A 17,334-nucleotide genomic window follows, 5' to 3' on the forward strand; every position below is an offset into this window, starting at 1 on the left:
GTGGTGAAGGCGAAGAGGTCACACCTGTTCCCATGCCGAACACAGCAGTTAAGCTCTTCAGCGCCGATGGTAGTCGGGTTTACCCCCGTGAGAGTAGGACGCCGCCACGTCAACAGAAATCCCCTTAGAGAATTTTCTCTAAGGGGATTTTCATAGTATAAAACATTTAATGCTAATGCATGGAAGTGATCTATTCTTTCAAGGTTAGCCTATGCTGAGTATGCTGGACACGTAGATAGAATGGACGGACACTATGATATCCTATGGAAGTTGTATATATCATAGTGTCCCCCCAACGAGAGACATCCACAGACGGTGTTTGTTTGGAACGTGAAAAGGGAATGTGTAAGGTTACAATGTTCAGGAGGTCTGAGAGAATTGGTTAAATATGAGCGCAAACAGGATACTTATTTAAACTGGAAATATGCGATGATGATTGTTCTTATACCGATAGGCTTTTACCTTGCCTCACTTCGTGAAGACATTTCCACCCTTCAGCATGTTGCTTTCATAGCCATCATTCTATGGCTTGCGGGAGTAGGGGTATTCGGAGTGACGAACCGTTATCAGGCTCTGAAGGTGTATGGTTACTTATATGTAAGCAGCAGTATCTTGTTTGCTTACTTGGGATTAGTGTTTATTTGGTAAAAGCGTGTTGAAGTACCGGATTTTTCTCGTTATAATAAATGAGAATATATGTTCGGAGGGATCACTATCGAACTTGTACGTTGGAGCTATTCGCGGAGGAAGATGGTGCGCGGGTATTTTGATAAATTCCCGAATACGATATTTTATTTCCGACGGATACGCAGGTACTACATTTTATACACCTTGGACTGGCAGCCCGATGATCCAGAAGTTACAAAAGAGGATCGCGACCAGATGCAGGTGTTGATCAATGAAGCGTTAGGTCGTGAAAAAGAATATAGAAAAAGAAAATCGAGAAGCATCTAAAGCTTCTCGATTTTCTTATATGAAACGACATGTGGACCGATAGGAGGGAGATCAAACACGTCACCGGCTTGCATGAATCCGAGATGGTCATAGTAGCCCTGTGCACTCATTCGGGCGTTGCACCATAGAATGTCAGCGTTCTTTTCCCCCAGGATTTCCATTGCTTTTGAAATGATTTTCGTTCCGGCTCCTTTGCCTCTATATTCTGGAAGGGTCGCCATACCTCTTAAGCGAAAGGATTTCCCATCAGGGATGTCCGGATGGTGTTCGGCGTAGAAGGAACCTATACTGATCAGCTGACCATCTTTAAAGACACCAAGATGGAAGGTGTCGTTTTCCTCATCGTTTGGGTAGTGACAGTCGTCTAAAGATTGATTAGGACGAAGGATGTCGTGCCTCAACGTCAAGGTGTCCTTTGCATCAATTGTTTTGATCTCCATATTTCTCCTCCTCAGGCCATGGATTCCCAAGCGGCGTGCATACCGGCCACTCGACCAGTCACCATAGCTGATGTAATATTATATCCACCCGTGTAGCCGTGGATGTCTAATATCTCTCCACAAAAGTATAATCCATTCATCACTTTGGACTGCATGGTATTCGGGACGATCTCTTTTATTGAGACGCCACCGCCTGTTACAAAAGCTTTCTCAATAGGCTGGCTGTCATGAATATGCACATGGAACTGTTTCAAGTAATGCGCGAGGTCATACAATTTGGCATTGGAAATGTTCGCGGCTTTCTCTTCATGACTGATCTCAACCAGTTCGAGCACATAATCGAGCATTCTTTCTGGAACAATGCCTTTTACTACATTCCGGAAGGCTTTCTTCGGTTGATCCTTTGACTCTTTTTGTAAGTGTTGATAAAGGTCCTGTAGTTTCCAGTCCGGCAGGCAGTCGATCTCGATAGTCACCGGTCTGTGTCCCTTCATAAATTCTTTGACTACATATTGAGAGCAGCGAAGAATGGCGGGACCGGAAAGACCAAAGTGCGTAAACAGCATATCCATACGGTGGGTGACGATTTTCTTATCTTTCTTGTTCAATACGGAGACGTCTACATCTCTAAGGGACAATCCCTGAAGGACTTTGTTTTTTATAAAGGCATCGTTTGATAGCAGCGGGACCTCCGTCGGGAACAGTTCCGTGATCGTATGTCCCGCTTTCTTTGCCCAGGCATATCCGTCTCCTGTACTTCCTGTATGGGGGACGGCTTTCCCGCCAACGGCTAACACGACGGCATTAGTCTGTATTTTTTCACCGGACTTCAAAATAATTGTATGTTCCTGCTCTCCGTAATCAATCGCTTCAACTGGGGTGGATTTACGAACTTCCACTCCGAGTTCATCGAGTTGATTCAATAGGGATTGGACGACGTCCTTGGCTTTGTTGCTGACTGGAAACATGCGGCCGTGGTCTTCTTCTTTCAGAGCTACGCCCAGCCCTTCAACGAAATCAATGATGTCATAATTATTGAAGACAGAGAATGGACTGTAAAGGAACTTTCCGTTTCCCGGGATGTGCTTGATGACTTCTTCCTCAGGCAGGCGGTTGGTTACATTACAACGTCCTCCCCCAGATATAGCCAGCTTAGTTCCGAGTTTCTTCCCTTTATCGATTAAGAGGGTTTTAACCCCTTGTTCTGCTGCTGCGATGGCAGCCATCAAACCAGATGGGCCACCACCGATTACCGTTACTTGATAGGTCATGGTGTACTTCCTTTCTTTTTTCCGTTCTTTCCTTGTTTACCCTCTATCTATGATAAAATAGATAGGGTCGATTCTACAATTAAATTGAAGGTGAATAAATAAATATGTCGAAGATTTTAAAAGGAACGTTACTATTAACAGCAGGAACCTTTCTCTCCAAGTTTTTAGGTATGATTTACACCGTTCCATTTGAAAATATGGTTGGACCTGCGGGAACAGACCTATTTGCCTATGGTTACACGCCTTACAGTATTTTATTAAGCCTGTCCAGTATGGGAATCCCTGTAGCTGTTTCGAAGTTTGTATCGAAATACAACACGCTGGGGGACTATGAGACCGGACGCAATATGCTGAAGGCAGGAATGGCTTTGATGGCGGTTACAGGCTTCATCGCTTTCCTGATCCTGTTTTTCTCAGCTGAGCAGGTAGCCATTTGGACGGTTGGAAGTGGTTCTCCGCTTATTGAGGACACAACCTTAGTGATCAGAATGGTTAGTTTTGCTTTACTGATTATTCCACCGATGAGCATCACGAGAGGGTTCTTCCAAGGGAATGAATCGATGGCGCCGACAGCCGTATCACAGGTAGTCGAACAGATTGCCCGGATTGCTTTTCTTCTTGTGTCTGTATTCATTATTATACAGCTTATGGACGGGCGTACGGAAGTCGCCGTCGGATTCGCCACATTCGGAGCTTTTATTGGAGGACTTGCCTCCTGTGTTGTTCTTTATATTTACTGGCGGAAGCGAAAGCCATATCTAGATCGGCAATTAAGCGCTCAGGAGTTCACGAACGGACTTTCGACGAAGGATATGTTCAAAGAGCTCTTTACGTATGCCGGTCCATTCATCTTGGTCGGAATCGCAACGCCTTTATACCAGATTGTCGACCAATTCACGCTGAAAAAAGCGATGGAGGCGGCTGGTTTTGCGTACAATGATGCTTATTCCACAATCAACTTTTTGAGTCATAAGCTCGTCATGATTCCAGTTACGTTCGGAATCGGCCTGTCACTGGCGCTTCTGCCCGCGATCACGCAGTCGTTTACAAACAATAACTTGCAGCACTTGAACCGCCAAATCAACCAAGCCCTGCAAATTGTGGCTCTCTTGATCATCCCTGCTGTCTTCGGACTTTCAGCAGTGGCGATGGAGGCGTACGCCACGTTCTTCGGAGTAGAAGACATCGAATTCAGAGGCGGACTGTTAAGGTGGTACGCACCTGTCGGACTAGGCTTGGCGCTTTATACGGTTACTTCATCCATTCTACAAGGAATCGACAGACAAAACTTTGCCGTTGTCAGCCTGGGATCCGGTATTTTGCTGAAAGTATTATGTAACTGGTGGTTCATTCAAATGTTCGGAGCGAAAGGCGCAATCCTTGCCACTGGGCTTGGTGTGACAACAGCAGTGGTACTGAACTTCTGGAGAATCTTCACATCCATTACATTCGACTTAAAGCCGCTCTATAAACGTACATTGCTAATTTTAATCCTGACGGTATTCATGACGGTTGCCGTCTTGATCGCACGTGTACTCCTCGGCTTTGTATTCAATCCGATGGAAAGCAGACTGGATTCTCTCATCGTATTGACTCTAAGCATCATCATTGGAGGGGGCGTCTACTTGTGGTTAATCTATAAAACGACGCTTCTCGAGCGTGTACTCGGCGGACGAATCAATATGCTCGACAAGTTTCTAAAGCGTTCGTAAAAGGAGGACATCTTTTTGAGATTAGATAAATTGTTAGCCAATATGGGCTATGGAACACGAAAGGAAGTCAAGACCATGCTCAAAGCAGGGCATGTGCGGGTGAATGGTACCCCCGAAAAGAGCCCTAAAACCCACGTGGACCCGGATGCGGATTCCGTAACGGTCATGGGGGATGAGGTCGAATACAGGGAATTCATTTATTTAATGATGAACAAGCCCGGGGATCTTATTTCGGCGACAGAAGATGCTCAAGATACAACAGTCATTGATATTCTGCAGCCGGAGGATCATGTATTTGATCCTTTTCCGGTTGGGCGTCTGGATAAAGACACTGAAGGGCTTCTGCTGATTACGAATGATGGTCAGCTTGCCCATCGACTCACATCTCCAAAGAAAAACATCGGAAAAACGTATTACGCCGTGATCGAAGGAAAAGTGACGGAGGAAGATGTGGCTGCTTTTTCAAAAGGCGTGACATTGGACGATGGATATCATACAAAACCGGGTGAGCTGACGGTTCTCCACTCTGGAGAAGAGTCTGAGATCGAGCTGACCATTACGGAGGGAAAATTCCATCAGGTGAAGCGGATGTTCGAAGCAGTCGGAAAAAAAGTCGTGTACTTGAAACGTATCAAAATGGGTACCCTCGAGCTTGATCCTGATCTTGATTTAGGAGAGTACAGAGAATTGACAGATGAGGAACTCGATTATTTAATTTCTAATTCCGGTTTATAAAAAAACACACCCGGAGAGCTTCTCCGGGTGGCCAAATTGTCATTATGATATTTTTACTTTTTTCTCCGTCGTTGTCCACTTTCCACGATTCGGACTACTTACCAGTCCGTTATATTCCAAAATGCTCAAATCCCTTTGCATTGTTCGGTCGGTGATACCGAATTCTTCTGCTAGTTCGCTGGTAGTTACTGTTCCGACTTTGCTGATGTAAAGGTAAACAGATTTGATGCGGTTTAGCATTCGGGATGATGGATGATTCAAAAAACCACTCCTTATTTGTCTTGGAAATATTGTGGTGCTTAGGAACTTCGAAGTTGATTACATTCTACAACACTACTTAAGAACGTGCTACCGAATTGTCGTTATTTAACAGATTATTCACCAAATTTACAAAATATTAATGCGAGGAGGTTGGAAGATGCTGATTTTAAGGAAACTTTTCTTGAAGCTGGTTGGGATCAACAATTATGTCTTGTTCCTTTCAAGTGTGATTCTGGTTGTTTTCTCTTCTATTCTGATTACTTGGGTGGAAAAAGATACATTCCCGACACTGTTTGATGGATTCTGGTGGGTCATGACCACGGTCACGACAGTGGGGTACGGTGACTACTTTCCCGTAACGGTTACCGGAAGGTGGATTGCAATCTTTCTTTATATCTTCGGAATCGGTTTGATCGGGGTAGCCATCGGCAAAATCATCGACAGTCTTGCTATTTTCAGAAAAAAGAGAATCGAGGGTGATATTGTGTACAAAGAATCAGGTCATTTCATCATTATCGGATGGTCACAAAAGGCTCACTTTGCTATTCAGGAAATTGTCGAAACCGACAAGGATGTGGAAGTGGTTCTGATCGATCAATTGAAAGAAGCTCCGATGCTGAGTGATAACGTTCATTACATAAAAGGCGAAGCAGCCAATAGTGAAACATTAGAGAAGGCCAATGTGAAGGAAGCGAAAGCGGTCTTGATTTTCTCCGACGACCTTATGCAGAACGACCAAATGACGGATGGAAAGTCGTTGTTGATTGCCTCTTCTATTGAAGCGGTTGCGCCTGAGGTCCATACAATTGTAGAGATTATGGACGAGAAGCATATTGAGAATTTCAAGCATGTTCGTGTAGATGAATTCATCGTTTCCAATGAAACCATCTCCTCTCTTGCCGTTCGCTCTGCGTTCAGAAAAGGGATATCTGAAATCTACGGTCAGTTACTCAGACGCTCTGTTGGGGAAGACTTATACCATATCCCGAAAAGAAAAGGGTGGAGTACGTACCGCGACGCATTTGAAGCGCTCTTAGAAGAAGGGGCTACACTGATTGCGGATCGACAGGACTTAGCCATCAACCGTAAGTTGGATGAGAACATTCCCGCGTCTGCTGAATTGTATGCCGTCTGCGACAAAGAAACGTATTCCAAAATCATGAGAGGAGAAGGATGATGATGGATTTCAAACAGCTTAGTGAAAAGTACGAACAAGAGTTTATGGATAGAGTGTATCGAATTCTTTCCATTCCAAGTGTCTATGAAGAGAGTGAGACCTACCCTTATGGAAAGGCGGTCGATGATGCTCTACAGGAAACACTGAAGATTGGGGAAGATGATGGATTCACAATCAAGAACATCGATGGCCATGCTGGGCACATTGAATATGGTGAAGGAGAAGAAATCCTTGGAATACTAGGTCATCTGGATGTTGTGCCTGCTGGAAAAGGGTGGTCGACACCGCCGTTTGAGCCGACCGTGATTGATGGCAAGCTTTATGCCAGAGGTGCGCAGGATGATAAAGGTCCTGTAATGGCTGCCTACATCGCCATGAAACTGTTAAAGGACCAAGGATTTGAACCGAAAAAGCGTGTGCGTCTCATAGTAGGAACGGATGAGGAGCGGGATTGGAAGGGGATCGAGCATTATTTTGCGAAGGAAGAGATGCCGAAGTTCGGATTCACACCAGATGCTTCGTTTCCGGTCATCCATGCGGAGAAGGGGTTGCTCGACGGGTACATCACGTTTTCGCTTCACGGGGAAGATGAAGAATCTCTTGTATCGATTCAAAATCTCCAGGCAGGTGACCGCCTGAATATGGTTCCTGATGAAGCTGAGGCGACGCTCGTCTCCAGTTATGACCTTCATGAAGACTTCTATCATTTTCTGGATCAGAACAACCTCCACGGAGAGATTGATAATATCGGGAATCAATACAAGTTGACCGTGAACGGTCATTCTGTACATGCCAGTAAGCCCGAGCTTGGCAAAAATGCCATCACAGAGCTGCTTTCCTTTATCATCCAACTTCCTCTCTCCAGTCAGGATGAGAACCTGCTGAAGGAGATCCATAAAGGGTTCTCTAAAACTGACGGCAGCGGACTCGACTTGAAACGTGAAGATAATGTATCAGGTCCACTGACGTTGAATATGGGCTCTCTCACGGTTACAAAAGAGCAGAAGGCGCAAATAGGCTTCAATCTCAGGTATCCAGTTACAGCGGACTATGAGGCTGTCTGTGATCAACTGTCGAATTACTCACAGAAGTTAAACGGAAAGTGGGAAGAGTATGACCACCTACCGTCCCTTTACCTCGAGAAGGATCATCCATTCATTCAGACATTGCTTTCCGTCTACAATGAGGTGACGGGGGAGAATGAAACGGCTCACTCCATGGGCGGAGCGACATATGCACGGGCTCTGGACGCTGGGGTTGCTTATGGTGCGATGTTCAGCCACAGTCCGGATACTGCCCACCAGAAAGATGAGCATGTGCTTCTTTCGGATATGAGGAAGGCCATCGAAATCTATGCGAAAGTGATTTATGAATTAACGAAATAAATGTAAGAAAGGTTTATGCAAATGTCCGCACCATCAACGGAAAAAACGTATCGGTTCATTCAACTCTTTTACTTTTTTGCCTTCTTTGCCTTTGGGTCTTTGTTTCCACTGTTGTCTGTGTACCTGGAGGAGGAAAAAGGGTTAAATCATACGCAGATCGGCCTTGTCATTGCTGCGTTACCTCTCGTCACCATCTTTATTCAGCCGGTTTGGGGGATGCTCAGTGATGTAACGAGGAGACCGAAGCGATTGTTAATGATTGCTTCGGTTGTGGCCTCTGCGCTGGGCTTTTTTTATCCGGTTTTGGAATTGTTCCCAGCACTTTTACTTGGAATCATCGTGATTGCTCTCTTTCAATCGGGAATTGTTCCTTTGTCCGACAGCTTATCGTTGAATTTTGTACAGAAGCATCATAAGGAGTACGGCAATATACGCTTGTGGGGAGCGGTCGGTTTTGCGGTGGCTGTATTTGTACTCGGCCGGGTAACCGAAGCTTCAGGATCTTTGGATTGGATCTTTACCTTTTTCTCAAGTGGTCTTCTGCTTGCTTTAGTGGCTTTGTTTCAATTTCCGAAACGAGCCGATCACGTCTCGACCTCATTCAGACAAGGGTTAGGCGTGCTGATCAAACGTAAAGCTTTTCTGTTATTTCTTGTATCGAACTTCTTAGTATTCGGACCCGTTCTAGCTAACAATTATTACTTTGGAACATTCATCCTCTCTGTAGGTGGAACGCTGTCAGGTGTCGGGGTCGCCTTTCTGCTGGCAGCAGGAAGTGAAGCGCCATTTATGAAGTTCGCTCAGCAGGTCATCAACCGCATGGGCGTCCTCCGGGTCCTTATGTTCAGTTCTGCGGTGTCTGGGAGCAGGTGGCTCTTGTACTTCTTTGAACCTTCGAGTGAAGTGGTTTACGCCACGACAATCGTTCAAGGGATTTCAGTAGGTCTTTATATACCGGCTGCGCTAATTCTCGTTCGTGAACTGGCACCAGACAATGTTCGGGCAACGGCAGTTGGATTGTATTCCGCCGTAGGGAACGGAATCGGAAATGCGTTTTTCACCTTTATTGGAGGCGTGCTGATTGACGTGTGGAGTGTCACGGGGATGTATGGATTCTTTTCAGTGATGACTTTTACCGGGATGCTGCTCGTACTTGTAGTGATGAGGTGGACCAACCAACCTGTTAAAGGAGCTGTTTAAAGATGGCGGACCATTACTTTATTGGAATTCCTATATCTGAATCATTACAAAAGAACCTCCGGAAGTGGCAGGAGGAGCTCAGAAAGTCCATGAACTATAAAGTTTGGACACACGAGAAAGACTTTCATATTACATTGAAATTCCTTGGTGCTTCTGCCGATGAAAAGATAGAAGAACTGAAAAGGGAGCTTGCCAATGTAAAAACCTTGCCTTCGTTCAACGTTACCATTGGCCCGGCTGGAAGTTTCGGTCAGCCGAAGCAGCCAAGAGTCTTTCACGCCGGTGTAGAAAAACACGCTGCTCTTATAGCCTTGCAGGAGATGGTGGAGACAGCAGCTGTCGAACTAGGCTGGGAGAAAGAGAAGAGAGCCTACACCCCTCATGTGACAATCGCCAAGAAAGGGGCAGAAGGCCTTTCGCCTCTCCTTATCAATGAAAACAAGTTGTTCGATGAGCAGTTTGAAGAGCACGTAAATCAAATCTGCCTGTATCGAATCCATCCAAAACAGAAGCAGAAATATGAAGCGGTTGCCACGATATGGCTGAATGAGGAGGAGTGAGGATGGCTCAATTGATTAAATTGCAGGATTATACATCCCGCTATGAGTCTAATATTTATCAGTACCCTGCACAGTACATTCGATTAAAAAAAGAAAATTGGAATAAAATGAAGCATCTATATGAACAAGGAATGCTGCAACAACCTCAAGAACCAGTGGAATCCTCCTGGAATCATGAAGAGAAGAAACAGGGATGGAAGAAGTTCTTTCAAAAAGAAGAAAAACAGTCGCTTACAAATGAAGAGATGGAAAAGGAGGTTAACGATGATCTCCCTCAAACAATGGAGGAGTTGAAAAAATACTTTCTTGACGGTCTTTTTCCATTTCAATTGAAATGGGCCTCCACAACATTAAGAGAGAAGTCTTTTGTTGACCGATCTTATAAAGAGGATGACCGCCTTAAATATTTTCTGCAGCGATTTCCTGACACCTATTTCCTCATGTATCACCCGATTGTCGTTCTTCGTCAAGCTGAAATGGAAGCTCTGCCTATTCTGATCAGTCCTCATGGAATTGAAATCATCTACTACATGGAAGGACAGGTAAACGGAATCGTTGAACCGAATTCTGAGAACAGTTGGTTTGTAGAGCAGGGGGATGTAAGAAGTAAAGTTCTGAGTCCGCTTTTTGCCTTACAGCGGACGGAATCGTTTGTAAAGAGCGTATGGAAAGCGTACGACTTGAATTTTCCAGTTCAGAAGGTCGTCCTGGCTCCTGACCTCTTCGTTAAAGAAAGCCAGGAACCATATTCAACCCGTTATATCGGTCGTGAGCGGTATGAAGCGTGGCTTCATGAGAAACGGAAGCTTGTGTCTCCGTTGAAGCATGATCAACTGAAAGCAGCTGACGCGTTGTTGAAACACTGTCAGACGACGTCCTTCAAGCGTCCGGAGTGGGATGAGGATCCGAAAGAATTTATGGAAGAATAAATTCTTTCTCCGGAACAGCTTTTGGCTTTCCAATGAAGTATCCCTGTCCGAAATCAACTCCGAGTTGGTTCAGCCATTCCCATTCTTCAGCCGTTTCAATCCCTTCTGCTAAGACGTGAATCCCAATCATCTCTGCTCTCTCCATGACTTGATGTAAGAAAGCCTGATTCTCTTCATTCTTATGACAATCTTGAATGTAAGAGCGATCGACCTTTAAGTAGTCCGGCTCGAGTAGCGACAGCATCTCCAATGTACTGTATCCTGTGCCTACATCGTCCAGGGCGACCTTCATACCGGATGCCTTATATGTGTCGAGAATCTTCTTCAAATGGTCCACGTCGGTCACTCTTTCTGTTTCCACGACTTCGAACACTAAGTCAGCTGGGTCAATTTGGAATTCATTTACGATTTGGAACGTATGCTTTAAGCAGAATTCCGGTACATAGATAGTAGACGGTAAAAAGTTAATGAAAACCTTCTGTCCCTTATTCAAGTGCTCTGATTTTGCCTTTACAGCTGATCTTCTCGCCTTCTGGTCCAGCATCGACTGCAGACCGGACTTTTGGGCATAGGAGAAAAGCTGTCCCGGATTGACGGTAGGATTTTCCGTCCGCAAAAGGGATTCATAGCCGTATACTTCATTCGTAGACATATCAACAATGGGCTGCAGGTGAGAAGTGAAAGCTCCGCTGTGAATGATCGAAGCAAGGTCAGGATACTTCAGTCGTTCATATAAGTGATGGATTGATATTGGGAATGATTGGGAAGTGTCCAAATTCAGAATATGTAGCCAATAGTTCGATTGGTTCTGCTCTGTAAGAAGTTCCAGGGTGGCCACAAGGTTTGGAACAGATGTGTACTGAAAAACCATTGTACTTTCATCCTGGTAATCAAGGACGATTTCACTAGGCGGCTGGTCCATATGAACATTTTTTCGGTTGATAACGAGAGCACCTCTTTCAGGAAGGGTTACGCTCGTTCCACAAAATTGACAATCTTTACTCAATATTCTTCCTCCTTTTCTTTATTATACTAAAATAGAAAGTAGTTTCAAAAGTAATCTGTTCGATCTAGGAGATATGTCTGATGTATATATTGATAGTAAATACGCATGCGGGTCACGGAAAGGCTGACCGAATATTTCAGGCGATTCAAAAAGAGCCGGTGTTTAAAGAAAGAAATTGCCGATCATTCCGTACTTCTTATGAAGGACACGGACAGAAGTTAGCTGAACAGATCGCTGAAATGCACCATGAACATTTGAAATGTGTCATTGTCATCGGGGGAGATGGTACGTTACACGAAGTTGTGAATGGACTTCATGCCTATCCGTCTATTCCCATAGCTTTTATTCCGGCCGGGTCAGGTAATGACTTCGCGCGAGGCATAAAATCTAAATTGAAAGGGGTAGCATTGTTTAAGAAGATTGTAAGAAACCCTAAGCGTATGTCTGTTCATTTGGGAAGGTTCACGACGAATAAAAGATACAGACATGGTCAAAAAGTCTTTGTGAATAACATTGGGTTTGGCTTAGACGGAGAATTGATTCAATTTACCAATCAACCGAAGTTTCGCAAGTGGATTCGGATCTTACACCTTCATCGTTTTATTTATACTGTAGCTCTACTACCCGTTTTGAGAGACTTTCAACCTAGAAAACTAGAAATCGAGATTGATGGAGAAAAGCAACATTCGGGAAGCACCACTCTCGTTGCGGTGACGAACCATCCATACTACGGTGGTGGGATGAAGATTGCACCGGACTCTGACATGAAAAGACGGACATTTTCTGTCACCATAATTGAGGATATTCCAAAGTGGAAAGTGTTGGCCTTCTTCCTGACCGTTTTCTTCGGGAAGCATACGAAACTGAAAGAAGTTCGAACCTTTGAAGCGGGTTCCGTCAAAGTGACCTCCAAAGCCCCGGTTCCGTTTCAAGTAGATGGCCAGCCAGGAGAATGTTTCCAATGCGAAGTGAAAAAAGACGAAAAAACACGAAATATCTACTTCGGTTGAAGAAATTTTCTTGAAATAACCAAGCCGAATGAGTTAGTCTAATGAAGTGAGATTTTCGAGTCGTATAATAAAAACTTTGGCTGGGTACAAAAGTACGATATACTAGAGATAGATAATGAACGTGATGTCATCACAGGAAGATTTGAGGAATTGAAGGTGAATTGGTTGGAACATATACTTGGTAATAATTGGACAGTTACACCAGCAGGCGGTTCAACAGGAGAAGCCTACTACGCCCAGACGGAAGGAAAGCGTTTATTTCTTAAGCGTAACTCCTCTCCATTTCTTGCTGTACTTTCTGCCGAAGGAATTGTACCAAAGCTTGTGTGGACCAAGCGCCTTGAGAATGGTGACGTAATTACAGCTCAGGAGTGGCTCGAGGGAAGAGAGCTGCAGCCGAAAGAAATGAATCACCCGAGGGTCGCTGCACTGTTAAGCAAAATCCACCATTCAACAGAGCTTCTGGATATGTTGATGAGGTTAGGGAAGCATCCTTTAACTCCTGATGAAGTATTGAAAGATATAAAAGAGAATCAGACGGTATTGAACCGAGTCGATCCACATGACGAAGTACAACAGGCTGTTACCTTTCTGGAAGAGAGAGTGGATGATGTCCATCACGATGTGCATGTTGTTTGTCACTGTGATACCAATCACAACAATTGGCTGCTCTCTGCGGATGATCAGCTTTATTTGATTGATTGGGATAATGCGATGGTAGCAGATCCCGCACTGGACCTTGGCATGCTTCTTCATTCTTATATTCCAGAGGAAGAATGGGAGAATTGGTTGAAGGAATATGGAATTTCTCCTGATGACCAACTGTTTGAGCGTATGATCTGGTATGCGGTTTCGCAATCTCTTGCTTTTATTCAATGGCATCAAATGCGTGGAGAATACGACGAAGCAACGTTACGTCTGAACAAGCTGAAAAGTATGATGAGAAAACAAGGGATAATCAAATAACGCTAATATAAAACGAAGCACTTTTAGGTGCTTCGTTTTATTATTGATCTTAAACTTCTTCAATTGGGTAAAGAAAAGGCGGAACTCTGAATGAGGTTCCGCTGAGAAAGAGTTATTTATGTTGAAGGATTATTGACTGATTGTTGGGGTATATTTGAGTTTCTTTTCGCGAACCTCTGAGCTCGTTTTTTCGCTCAACTTTTCAAATGGATATATGAATACAGCATAACCTGCGAATAAAACAGAGAAAACAGCGAGTACAGTCATTTCGAAGAACTTACTAATTAGTTTCATGAGTCTCATCATCACTCCAATTTTGTTTTGTAACACGATTACTATCGTAAATCAGTAAGCGCTTACAATCCAACCCCTCATTTGGGATGAATTTCATACTGGTGTGTGGTAAGGCTCATTCAGGCGTGAATAATCCTGATATGGTCATAAATCGTTCGTTATCGTCCGTTATCCACCTGAATTCGTAAAAATCATGAAAAAGTTTTAAAAATACCGGATAACATGGTACGATTTTAACGATAAGAAGGAGGAAGATGCGCCATGCGTTTACGAAACAAACCTTGGGCTGACGACTTTATGAGAGAGAATGACCATATCGTTGTTCAAAAGCCTTTTGAATGCAAAGAGAATTGGAAAAGTATTTTTGAAAATAAAGAAAACCCACTGCACTTAGAGATTGGTTCTGGTAAAGGCCAATTCATTGCCGGGATGGGAAAACAGCATCCTGATATCAATTTTGTCGGAATTGAACGGGTTAAGAGTGTCATTGTTGGTGCTTTGAAGAAAGTGATGGATAGTGAAGCTAAGAACGTAAGGCTCGTTAATGAAGATGCGGAGGACCTTCGTGATCTGTTTGCTGCAAATGAAGTAGACCACATCTATTTGAATTTCTCTGATCCGTGGCCGAAGAATCGTCATGAAAAACGTAGGTTGACGTACCATACGTTTCTGGAACAATATGAGGGTGTGCTAGTACCTGGGGGAGAAGTAACCCTGAAAACCGATAACAGAGGACTGTTTGAGTATTCATTAATGAGTTTCTCGCAATACGGGATGCTGATTGAGGATGTATCTGTTGATCTGCACGCCGATGAGGATCCGTTGAACGTTCCGACTGAATATGAAGAGAAGTTTTCGGCGAAGGGCCAGCCGATCTACCGTTGCACAGCAAAGTTCAGAACATGATACCGCTTACAATAGCTCCAGTCTCTATGGTAGACTGGAGCTATATTTGTTTATAAGGGGGAGTTTAAATGGAATCGATGCAAATAGGTCGGGCTAAGCTGACATGGTTGAATGGAGGCGTGACTCATATGGATGGCGGTGCCATGTTCGGCGTGGTTCCGAGGCCGCTTTGGAGCAGGAAATACCCTGTCAATGAGAAGAATCAAATTGAGTTGCGTACAGATCCGGTTCTACTCGAGTTAGATGGGAAGAAGGTATTGATCGACTCAGGGATCGGGAATGGTAAGCTGACCGATAAGCAGCGGAGAAATTTCGGGGTGAAAGAAGAGTCGAGCATCGATGCCTCGCTTCAGTCGTTAGGGTATTCAAGAGAAGATATGGATATCGTCTTAATGACTCATCTTCACTTCGATCATGCATGTGGCTTGTCTGTCGTAGAAGGCGACCGTTATGCTTCTGCTTTTCCGAATGCCGTGGTTTATACGAGTCAAGTCGAGTGGAATGAAATGCGTGAGCCAAACATCCGCTCCCAAAATACGTATTGGGAAATGAATTGGAAGCCGGTTGAGCACCAAGTACATACATTTGAATCTTCCATTGAAGTGCTCCCAGGTCTCTCTATGTATCATACGAGCGGTCATAGTGATGGTCATTCGGTCATTGTGTTCAAAGACGGGGAGGAGACGTTTATCCATATGGCGGATATCATGCCTACTCATGCTCACCAGAACGTCCTCTGGGTTCTTGCTTATGACGATTATCCGGTCACATCTGTCCATGAAAAACAAAAATGGATGAAGTACGGATATGAGAGAGAGGCGTGGTATATTTTCTATCACGATGCACAGTACCGTGCGCTGAAGTTCGATTCGGAGGGAAATGTGATTGAAAAGGTGGAAAGAACGCCACATGATTATACGGAGTAAATAGAAAAGCATCGCGTTCCAGGAACGCGATGCTTTCTGTAGTTCTCGCTTACGCAGTTGTCTCGGCAACGTCAACAATTGTACCTGTTTCCGTGTCGATATAGAATTCGAACTGAGAAGTCTTGCCATCTTCCTGCTTAGAGACTCCACCACGGTATACGTCATAGTTGATACCGTTCTTGTTCAATTCCTCTGGTCTCATGTAAATCCATGATCCACTGATAGGACCTTGCTTTTTGAACGCTTCTTTCGCGATTTTAAGTGCCTTCTCAGGCGTTACACTTTGACTATTGCTCAATTGTTCTTTTACAACATAGCCGGCTAATGCTCCTACACCAGCAGCTAAGGCAACTTTTTTCCAATTCAAAACAATCACCTCACAACTATATTCTACTCACAGTATACTAAAGTTTCCCGTAAATAGGAAATCAAAACTTACACAGCGGATTTGTAGAAACGTTTTCAAAGTTCCGTTAAAATAGAGAGAGATTGTTATAAAGGAGATGTACATACGATGAATGCAGATACAAAAGAACTCTTTAAAACGTTAACCGAGCTTCCGGGTGCTCCTGGTAATGAGCATCATGTCCGCCGATTCATGAAGCAGGAACTGGAAAAATATTCTGATGAGGTCGTGCAGGATCGCCTGGGTGGCGTTTTCGGTGTCCGGGATGGCAAAGGGCCGACTGTAATGGTCGCCGGTCACATGGACGAAGTAGGTTTTATGATTACGCAGGTTACAGATAACGGGATGCTCCGCTTCCAAACGCTTGGCGGTTGGTGGAACCAGGTCATGCTCGCTCAGCGTGTACAGGTCATTACAGAAAACGGTCCGGTTGTAGGAGTGATCGGTTCGATTCCACCGCACAACTTGACGCCCGAACAGCGTAAGAAGCCGATGGATGTTAAGAATATGCTGATTGATATCGGAGCAGATGATAAAGCGGATGTAGAGAGGATTGGTATTAAACCGGGTCAATCCGTCGTTCCTATTTGTCCTTTTACACCGATGGCGAACGAAAAGAAAGTGATGGCCAAGGCGTGGGATAACCGCTATGGCTGTGGTCTTTCTGTCGAGTTGCTGAAGGAACTTCAAGGACAGACGATTCCGAACAAACTATATTCCGGAGCTACAGTACAGGAGGAGGTAGGACTTCGTGGTGCTCAGGTATCCGCTAATATGATCAACCCTGATATCTTCTACGCGCTTGATGCATCGCCAGCAAATGATATGAGCGGCGATAAGAAGGAATTTGGTCAGCTTGGGAAAGGAGCCCTATTACGTATTCTCGACCGTTCTATGGTTACTCATAGAGGAATCCGCGACTTCATCCTTGATACGGCCGAGACAAATGACATTCCGTATCAATATTTCATCTCACAGGGTGGTACAGATGCCGGTCGCGTTCATATGTCCAACAACGGTGTTCCGTCAGCTGTCGTAGGAGTATGTTCACGCTACATCCATACATCCTCTTCAATCATTCACGTGGATGACTATGCGGCGGCGAAAGAATTGCTTGTGAAGCTTGTCAAAACGACTGACCAAAACGCAGTGGATCAAATCAATCAGAACGTCTAACGTATAAAAGATGGATTCAG

General features: G+C 44.4%; 19 protein-coding genes and 1 rRNA gene. 15 read left to right on the forward strand and 5 right to left on the reverse strand.

What is annotated here, in order from left to right:
- The 3 genes from rrf to LCM20_RS19275 all read left to right on the forward strand — a co-directional run.
- A 5S ribosomal RNA gene (rrf, locus tag LCM20_RS19265) occupies positions 1-110 on the forward strand; the annotation flags it as partial.
- A 268-nt stretch (positions 111-378) separates the two neighbouring features.
- Entirely contained in the window at positions 379-648 is a 270-nt protein-coding gene (locus LCM20_RS19270) for a hypothetical protein (protein WP_225197121.1), read from the forward strand.
- A gap of 102 nt (positions 649-750) precedes the next feature.
- A complete protein-coding gene (locus tag LCM20_RS19275) occupies positions 751-954 on the forward strand; it encodes a hypothetical protein (protein WP_225197157.1) in 204 nt (67 codons plus the stop codon).
- On the opposite strand, the gene LCM20_RS19280 is transcribed toward LCM20_RS19275, so the two are convergent.
- Both LCM20_RS19280 and LCM20_RS19285 read right to left on the reverse strand, forming a co-directional pair.
- Positions 951-1,394: a GNAT family N-acetyltransferase gene (locus LCM20_RS19280; protein WP_225197122.1), complete on the reverse strand. Its 444-nt coding sequence runs from the start codon at positions 1,392-1,394 to the stop codon at positions 951-953. The genes LCM20_RS19275 and LCM20_RS19280 overlap by 4 nt on opposite strands.
- Before the next feature lie 11 nt (positions 1,395-1,405).
- Positions 1,406-2,665 carry an NAD(P)/FAD-dependent oxidoreductase gene (locus LCM20_RS19285; RefSeq protein WP_225197123.1) on the reverse strand — a complete coding sequence of 420 codons (1,260 nt, stop codon included), beginning with the start codon at positions 2,663-2,665 and terminating at the stop codon, positions 1,406-1,408.
- A gap of 104 nt (positions 2,666-2,769) precedes the next feature.
- Between LCM20_RS19285 and LCM20_RS19290 the strand changes: the two genes are divergently transcribed.
- Together LCM20_RS19290 and LCM20_RS19295 are read left to right on the forward strand one after the other, a co-directional pair.
- The gene (locus tag LCM20_RS19290; RefSeq protein WP_225197124.1) at positions 2,770-4,377 is read left to right on the forward strand and encodes a polysaccharide biosynthesis protein; all 1,608 of its coding nucleotides are present in this window, start codon (positions 2,770-2,772) and stop codon (positions 4,375-4,377) included.
- Between the two features lie 15 nt (positions 4,378-4,392).
- Positions 4,393-5,112: a pseudouridine synthase gene (locus tag LCM20_RS19295; RefSeq protein WP_225197125.1), complete on the forward strand. Its 720-nt coding sequence runs from the start codon at positions 4,393-4,395 to the stop codon at positions 5,110-5,112.
- A 42-nt stretch (positions 5,113-5,154) separates the two neighbouring features.
- Here the strand turns inward: LCM20_RS19295 and LCM20_RS19300 are convergent, their stop codons facing one another.
- Complete coding sequence (locus LCM20_RS19300; protein WP_412098011.1) at positions 5,155-5,352, reverse strand: DeoR family transcriptional regulator; 198 nt, start codon at positions 5,350-5,352, stop codon at positions 5,155-5,157.
- Between the two features lie 178 nt (positions 5,353-5,530).
- On the opposite strand from LCM20_RS19300, the gene LCM20_RS19305 reads away from it, so the two are divergent.
- Genes LCM20_RS19305 through LCM20_RS19325 form a run of 5 tightly spaced genes read left to right on the forward strand, consistent with a single transcriptional unit; the run spans position 5,531 to position 10,624 of the window.
- On the forward strand, positions 5,531-6,550 hold the full coding sequence (locus LCM20_RS19305) for a potassium channel family protein (protein WP_225197127.1): 1,020 nt from the start codon (positions 5,531-5,533) through the stop codon (positions 6,548-6,550).
- Positions 6,550-7,935 (forward strand): dipeptidase PepV, encoded by a 1,386-nt coding sequence (pepV, locus tag LCM20_RS19310; RefSeq protein WP_263622201.1) that lies wholly within the window; start codon positions 6,550-6,552, stop codon positions 7,933-7,935. Before LCM20_RS19305 ends, pepV begins: the two co-directional genes overlap by 1 nt.
- Positions 7,936-7,950: 15 nt before the next feature.
- Positions 7,951-9,135, forward strand: coding sequence for an MFS transporter (locus tag LCM20_RS19315; RefSeq protein ID WP_318247334.1), 1,185 nt, complete (start codon positions 7,951-7,953; stop codon positions 9,133-9,135).
- A gap of 2 nt (positions 9,136-9,137) precedes the next feature.
- Complete coding sequence (gene thpR, locus LCM20_RS19320; RefSeq protein WP_225197128.1) at positions 9,138-9,695, forward strand: RNA 2',3'-cyclic phosphodiesterase; 558 nt, start codon at positions 9,138-9,140, stop codon at positions 9,693-9,695.
- A 2-nt stretch (positions 9,696-9,697) separates the two neighbouring features.
- Complete coding sequence (locus tag LCM20_RS19325; RefSeq protein WP_225197129.1) at positions 9,698-10,624, forward strand: NERD domain-containing protein; 927 nt, start codon at positions 9,698-9,700, stop codon at positions 10,622-10,624.
- On the opposite strand, the gene LCM20_RS19330 is transcribed toward LCM20_RS19325, so the two are convergent.
- A complete protein-coding gene (locus tag LCM20_RS19330) occupies positions 10,611-11,630 on the reverse strand; it encodes an EAL domain-containing protein (protein ID WP_225197130.1) in 1,020 nt (339 codons plus the stop codon). The two genes, LCM20_RS19325 and LCM20_RS19330, sit on opposite strands and share 14 nt — an antisense overlap.
- A gap of 80 nt (positions 11,631-11,710) precedes the next feature.
- Here LCM20_RS19330 and LCM20_RS19335 point away from each other — a divergent pair, with 80 nt between their 5' ends.
- The 4 genes from LCM20_RS19335 to LCM20_RS19350 all read left to right on the forward strand — a co-directional run bounded on the left by LCM20_RS19335 (position 11,711) and on the right by LCM20_RS19350 (position 15,732).
- Positions 11,711-12,640: a diacylglycerol/lipid kinase family protein gene (locus LCM20_RS19335; protein WP_225197131.1), complete on the forward strand. Its 930-nt coding sequence runs from the start codon at positions 11,711-11,713 to the stop codon at positions 12,638-12,640.
- A 165-nt stretch (positions 12,641-12,805) separates the two neighbouring features.
- The gene (locus LCM20_RS19340) at positions 12,806-13,606 is read left to right on the forward strand and encodes a phosphotransferase family protein (RefSeq protein ID WP_225197160.1); all 801 of its coding nucleotides are present in this window, start codon (positions 12,806-12,808) and stop codon (positions 13,604-13,606) included.
- A gap of 555 nt (positions 13,607-14,161) precedes the next feature.
- Positions 14,162-14,806 (forward strand): tRNA (guanosine(46)-N7)-methyltransferase TrmB, encoded by a 645-nt coding sequence (gene trmB, locus LCM20_RS19345; protein ID WP_225197132.1) that lies wholly within the window; start codon positions 14,162-14,164, stop codon positions 14,804-14,806.
- A gap of 68 nt (positions 14,807-14,874) precedes the next feature.
- The gene (locus LCM20_RS19350) at positions 14,875-15,732 is read left to right on the forward strand and encodes a YtnP family quorum-quenching lactonase (RefSeq protein WP_225197133.1); all 858 of its coding nucleotides are present in this window, start codon (positions 14,875-14,877) and stop codon (positions 15,730-15,732) included.
- 49 nt (positions 15,733-15,781) lie between these two features.
- Here LCM20_RS19350 and LCM20_RS19355 read toward each other — a convergent pair whose 3' ends face one another.
- Positions 15,782-16,099 carry a PepSY domain-containing protein gene (locus tag LCM20_RS19355; protein WP_225197134.1) on the reverse strand — a complete coding sequence of 106 codons (318 nt, stop codon included), beginning with the start codon at positions 16,097-16,099 and terminating at the stop codon, positions 15,782-15,784.
- A gap of 147 nt (positions 16,100-16,246) precedes the next feature.
- Between LCM20_RS19355 and LCM20_RS19360 the strand changes: the two genes are divergently transcribed.
- Positions 16,247-17,314 (forward strand): M42 family metallopeptidase, encoded by a 1,068-nt coding sequence (locus tag LCM20_RS19360; protein ID WP_225197135.1) that lies wholly within the window; start codon positions 16,247-16,249, stop codon positions 17,312-17,314.
- The last annotated feature ends 20 nt before the right edge of the window (positions 17,315-17,334 follow it).

Origin of the sequence: Halobacillus litoralis, from assembly GCF_020171725.1 — a bacterium.
In the GTDB taxonomy this organism is placed as follows: Bacteria; Bacillota; Bacilli; order Bacillales; family Halobacillaceae; genus Halobacillus; species Halobacillus litoralis_F.

Excerpts from the sequence above, each read along its gene's own strand:
- trmB (WP_225197132.1), top strand. The coding sequence starts at position 14,162 with ATGCGTTTACGAAACAAACCTTGGGCTGACGACTTTATGAGAGAGAAT.
- LCM20_RS19290 (WP_225197124.1), top strand. The coding sequence starts at position 2,770 with ATGTCGAAGATTTTAAAAGGAACGTTACTATTAACAGCAGGAACCTTT.
- LCM20_RS19315 (WP_318247334.1), top strand. The coding sequence starts at position 7,951 with ATGCAAATGTCCGCACCATCAACGGAAAAAACGTATCGGTTCATTCAA.
- LCM20_RS19325 (WP_225197129.1), top strand. The coding sequence starts at position 9,698 with ATGGCTCAATTGATTAAATTGCAGGATTATACATCCCGCTATGAGTCT.
- pepV (WP_263622201.1), top strand. The coding sequence starts at position 6,550 with ATGATGGATTTCAAACAGCTTAGTGAAAAGTACGAACAAGAGTTTATG.
- LCM20_RS19335 (WP_225197131.1), top strand. The coding sequence starts at position 11,711 with ATGTATATATTGATAGTAAATACGCATGCGGGTCACGGAAAGGCTGAC.
- LCM20_RS19360 (WP_225197135.1), top strand. The coding sequence starts at position 16,247 with ATGAATGCAGATACAAAAGAACTCTTTAAAACGTTAACCGAGCTTCCG.
- LCM20_RS19305 (WP_225197127.1), top strand. The coding sequence starts at position 5,531 with ATGCTGATTTTAAGGAAACTTTTCTTGAAGCTGGTTGGGATCAACAAT.
- thpR (WP_225197128.1), top strand. The coding sequence starts at position 9,138 with ATGGCGGACCATTACTTTATTGGAATTCCTATATCTGAATCATTACAA.
- LCM20_RS19350 (WP_225197133.1), top strand. The coding sequence starts at position 14,875 with ATGGAATCGATGCAAATAGGTCGGGCTAAGCTGACATGGTTGAATGGA.
- LCM20_RS19285 (WP_225197123.1), bottom strand. The coding sequence starts at position 2,665 with ATGACCTATCAAGTAACGGTAATCGGTGGTGGCCCATCTGGTTTGATG.
- LCM20_RS19275 (WP_225197157.1), top strand. The coding sequence starts at position 751 with ATGGTGCGCGGGTATTTTGATAAATTCCCGAATACGATATTTTATTTC.
- LCM20_RS19280 (WP_225197122.1), bottom strand. The coding sequence starts at position 1,394 with ATGGAGATCAAAACAATTGATGCAAAGGACACCTTGACGTTGAGGCAC.
- LCM20_RS19300 (WP_412098011.1), bottom strand. The coding sequence starts at position 5,352 with ATGCTAAACCGCATCAAATCTGTTTACCTTTACATCAGCAAAGTCGGA.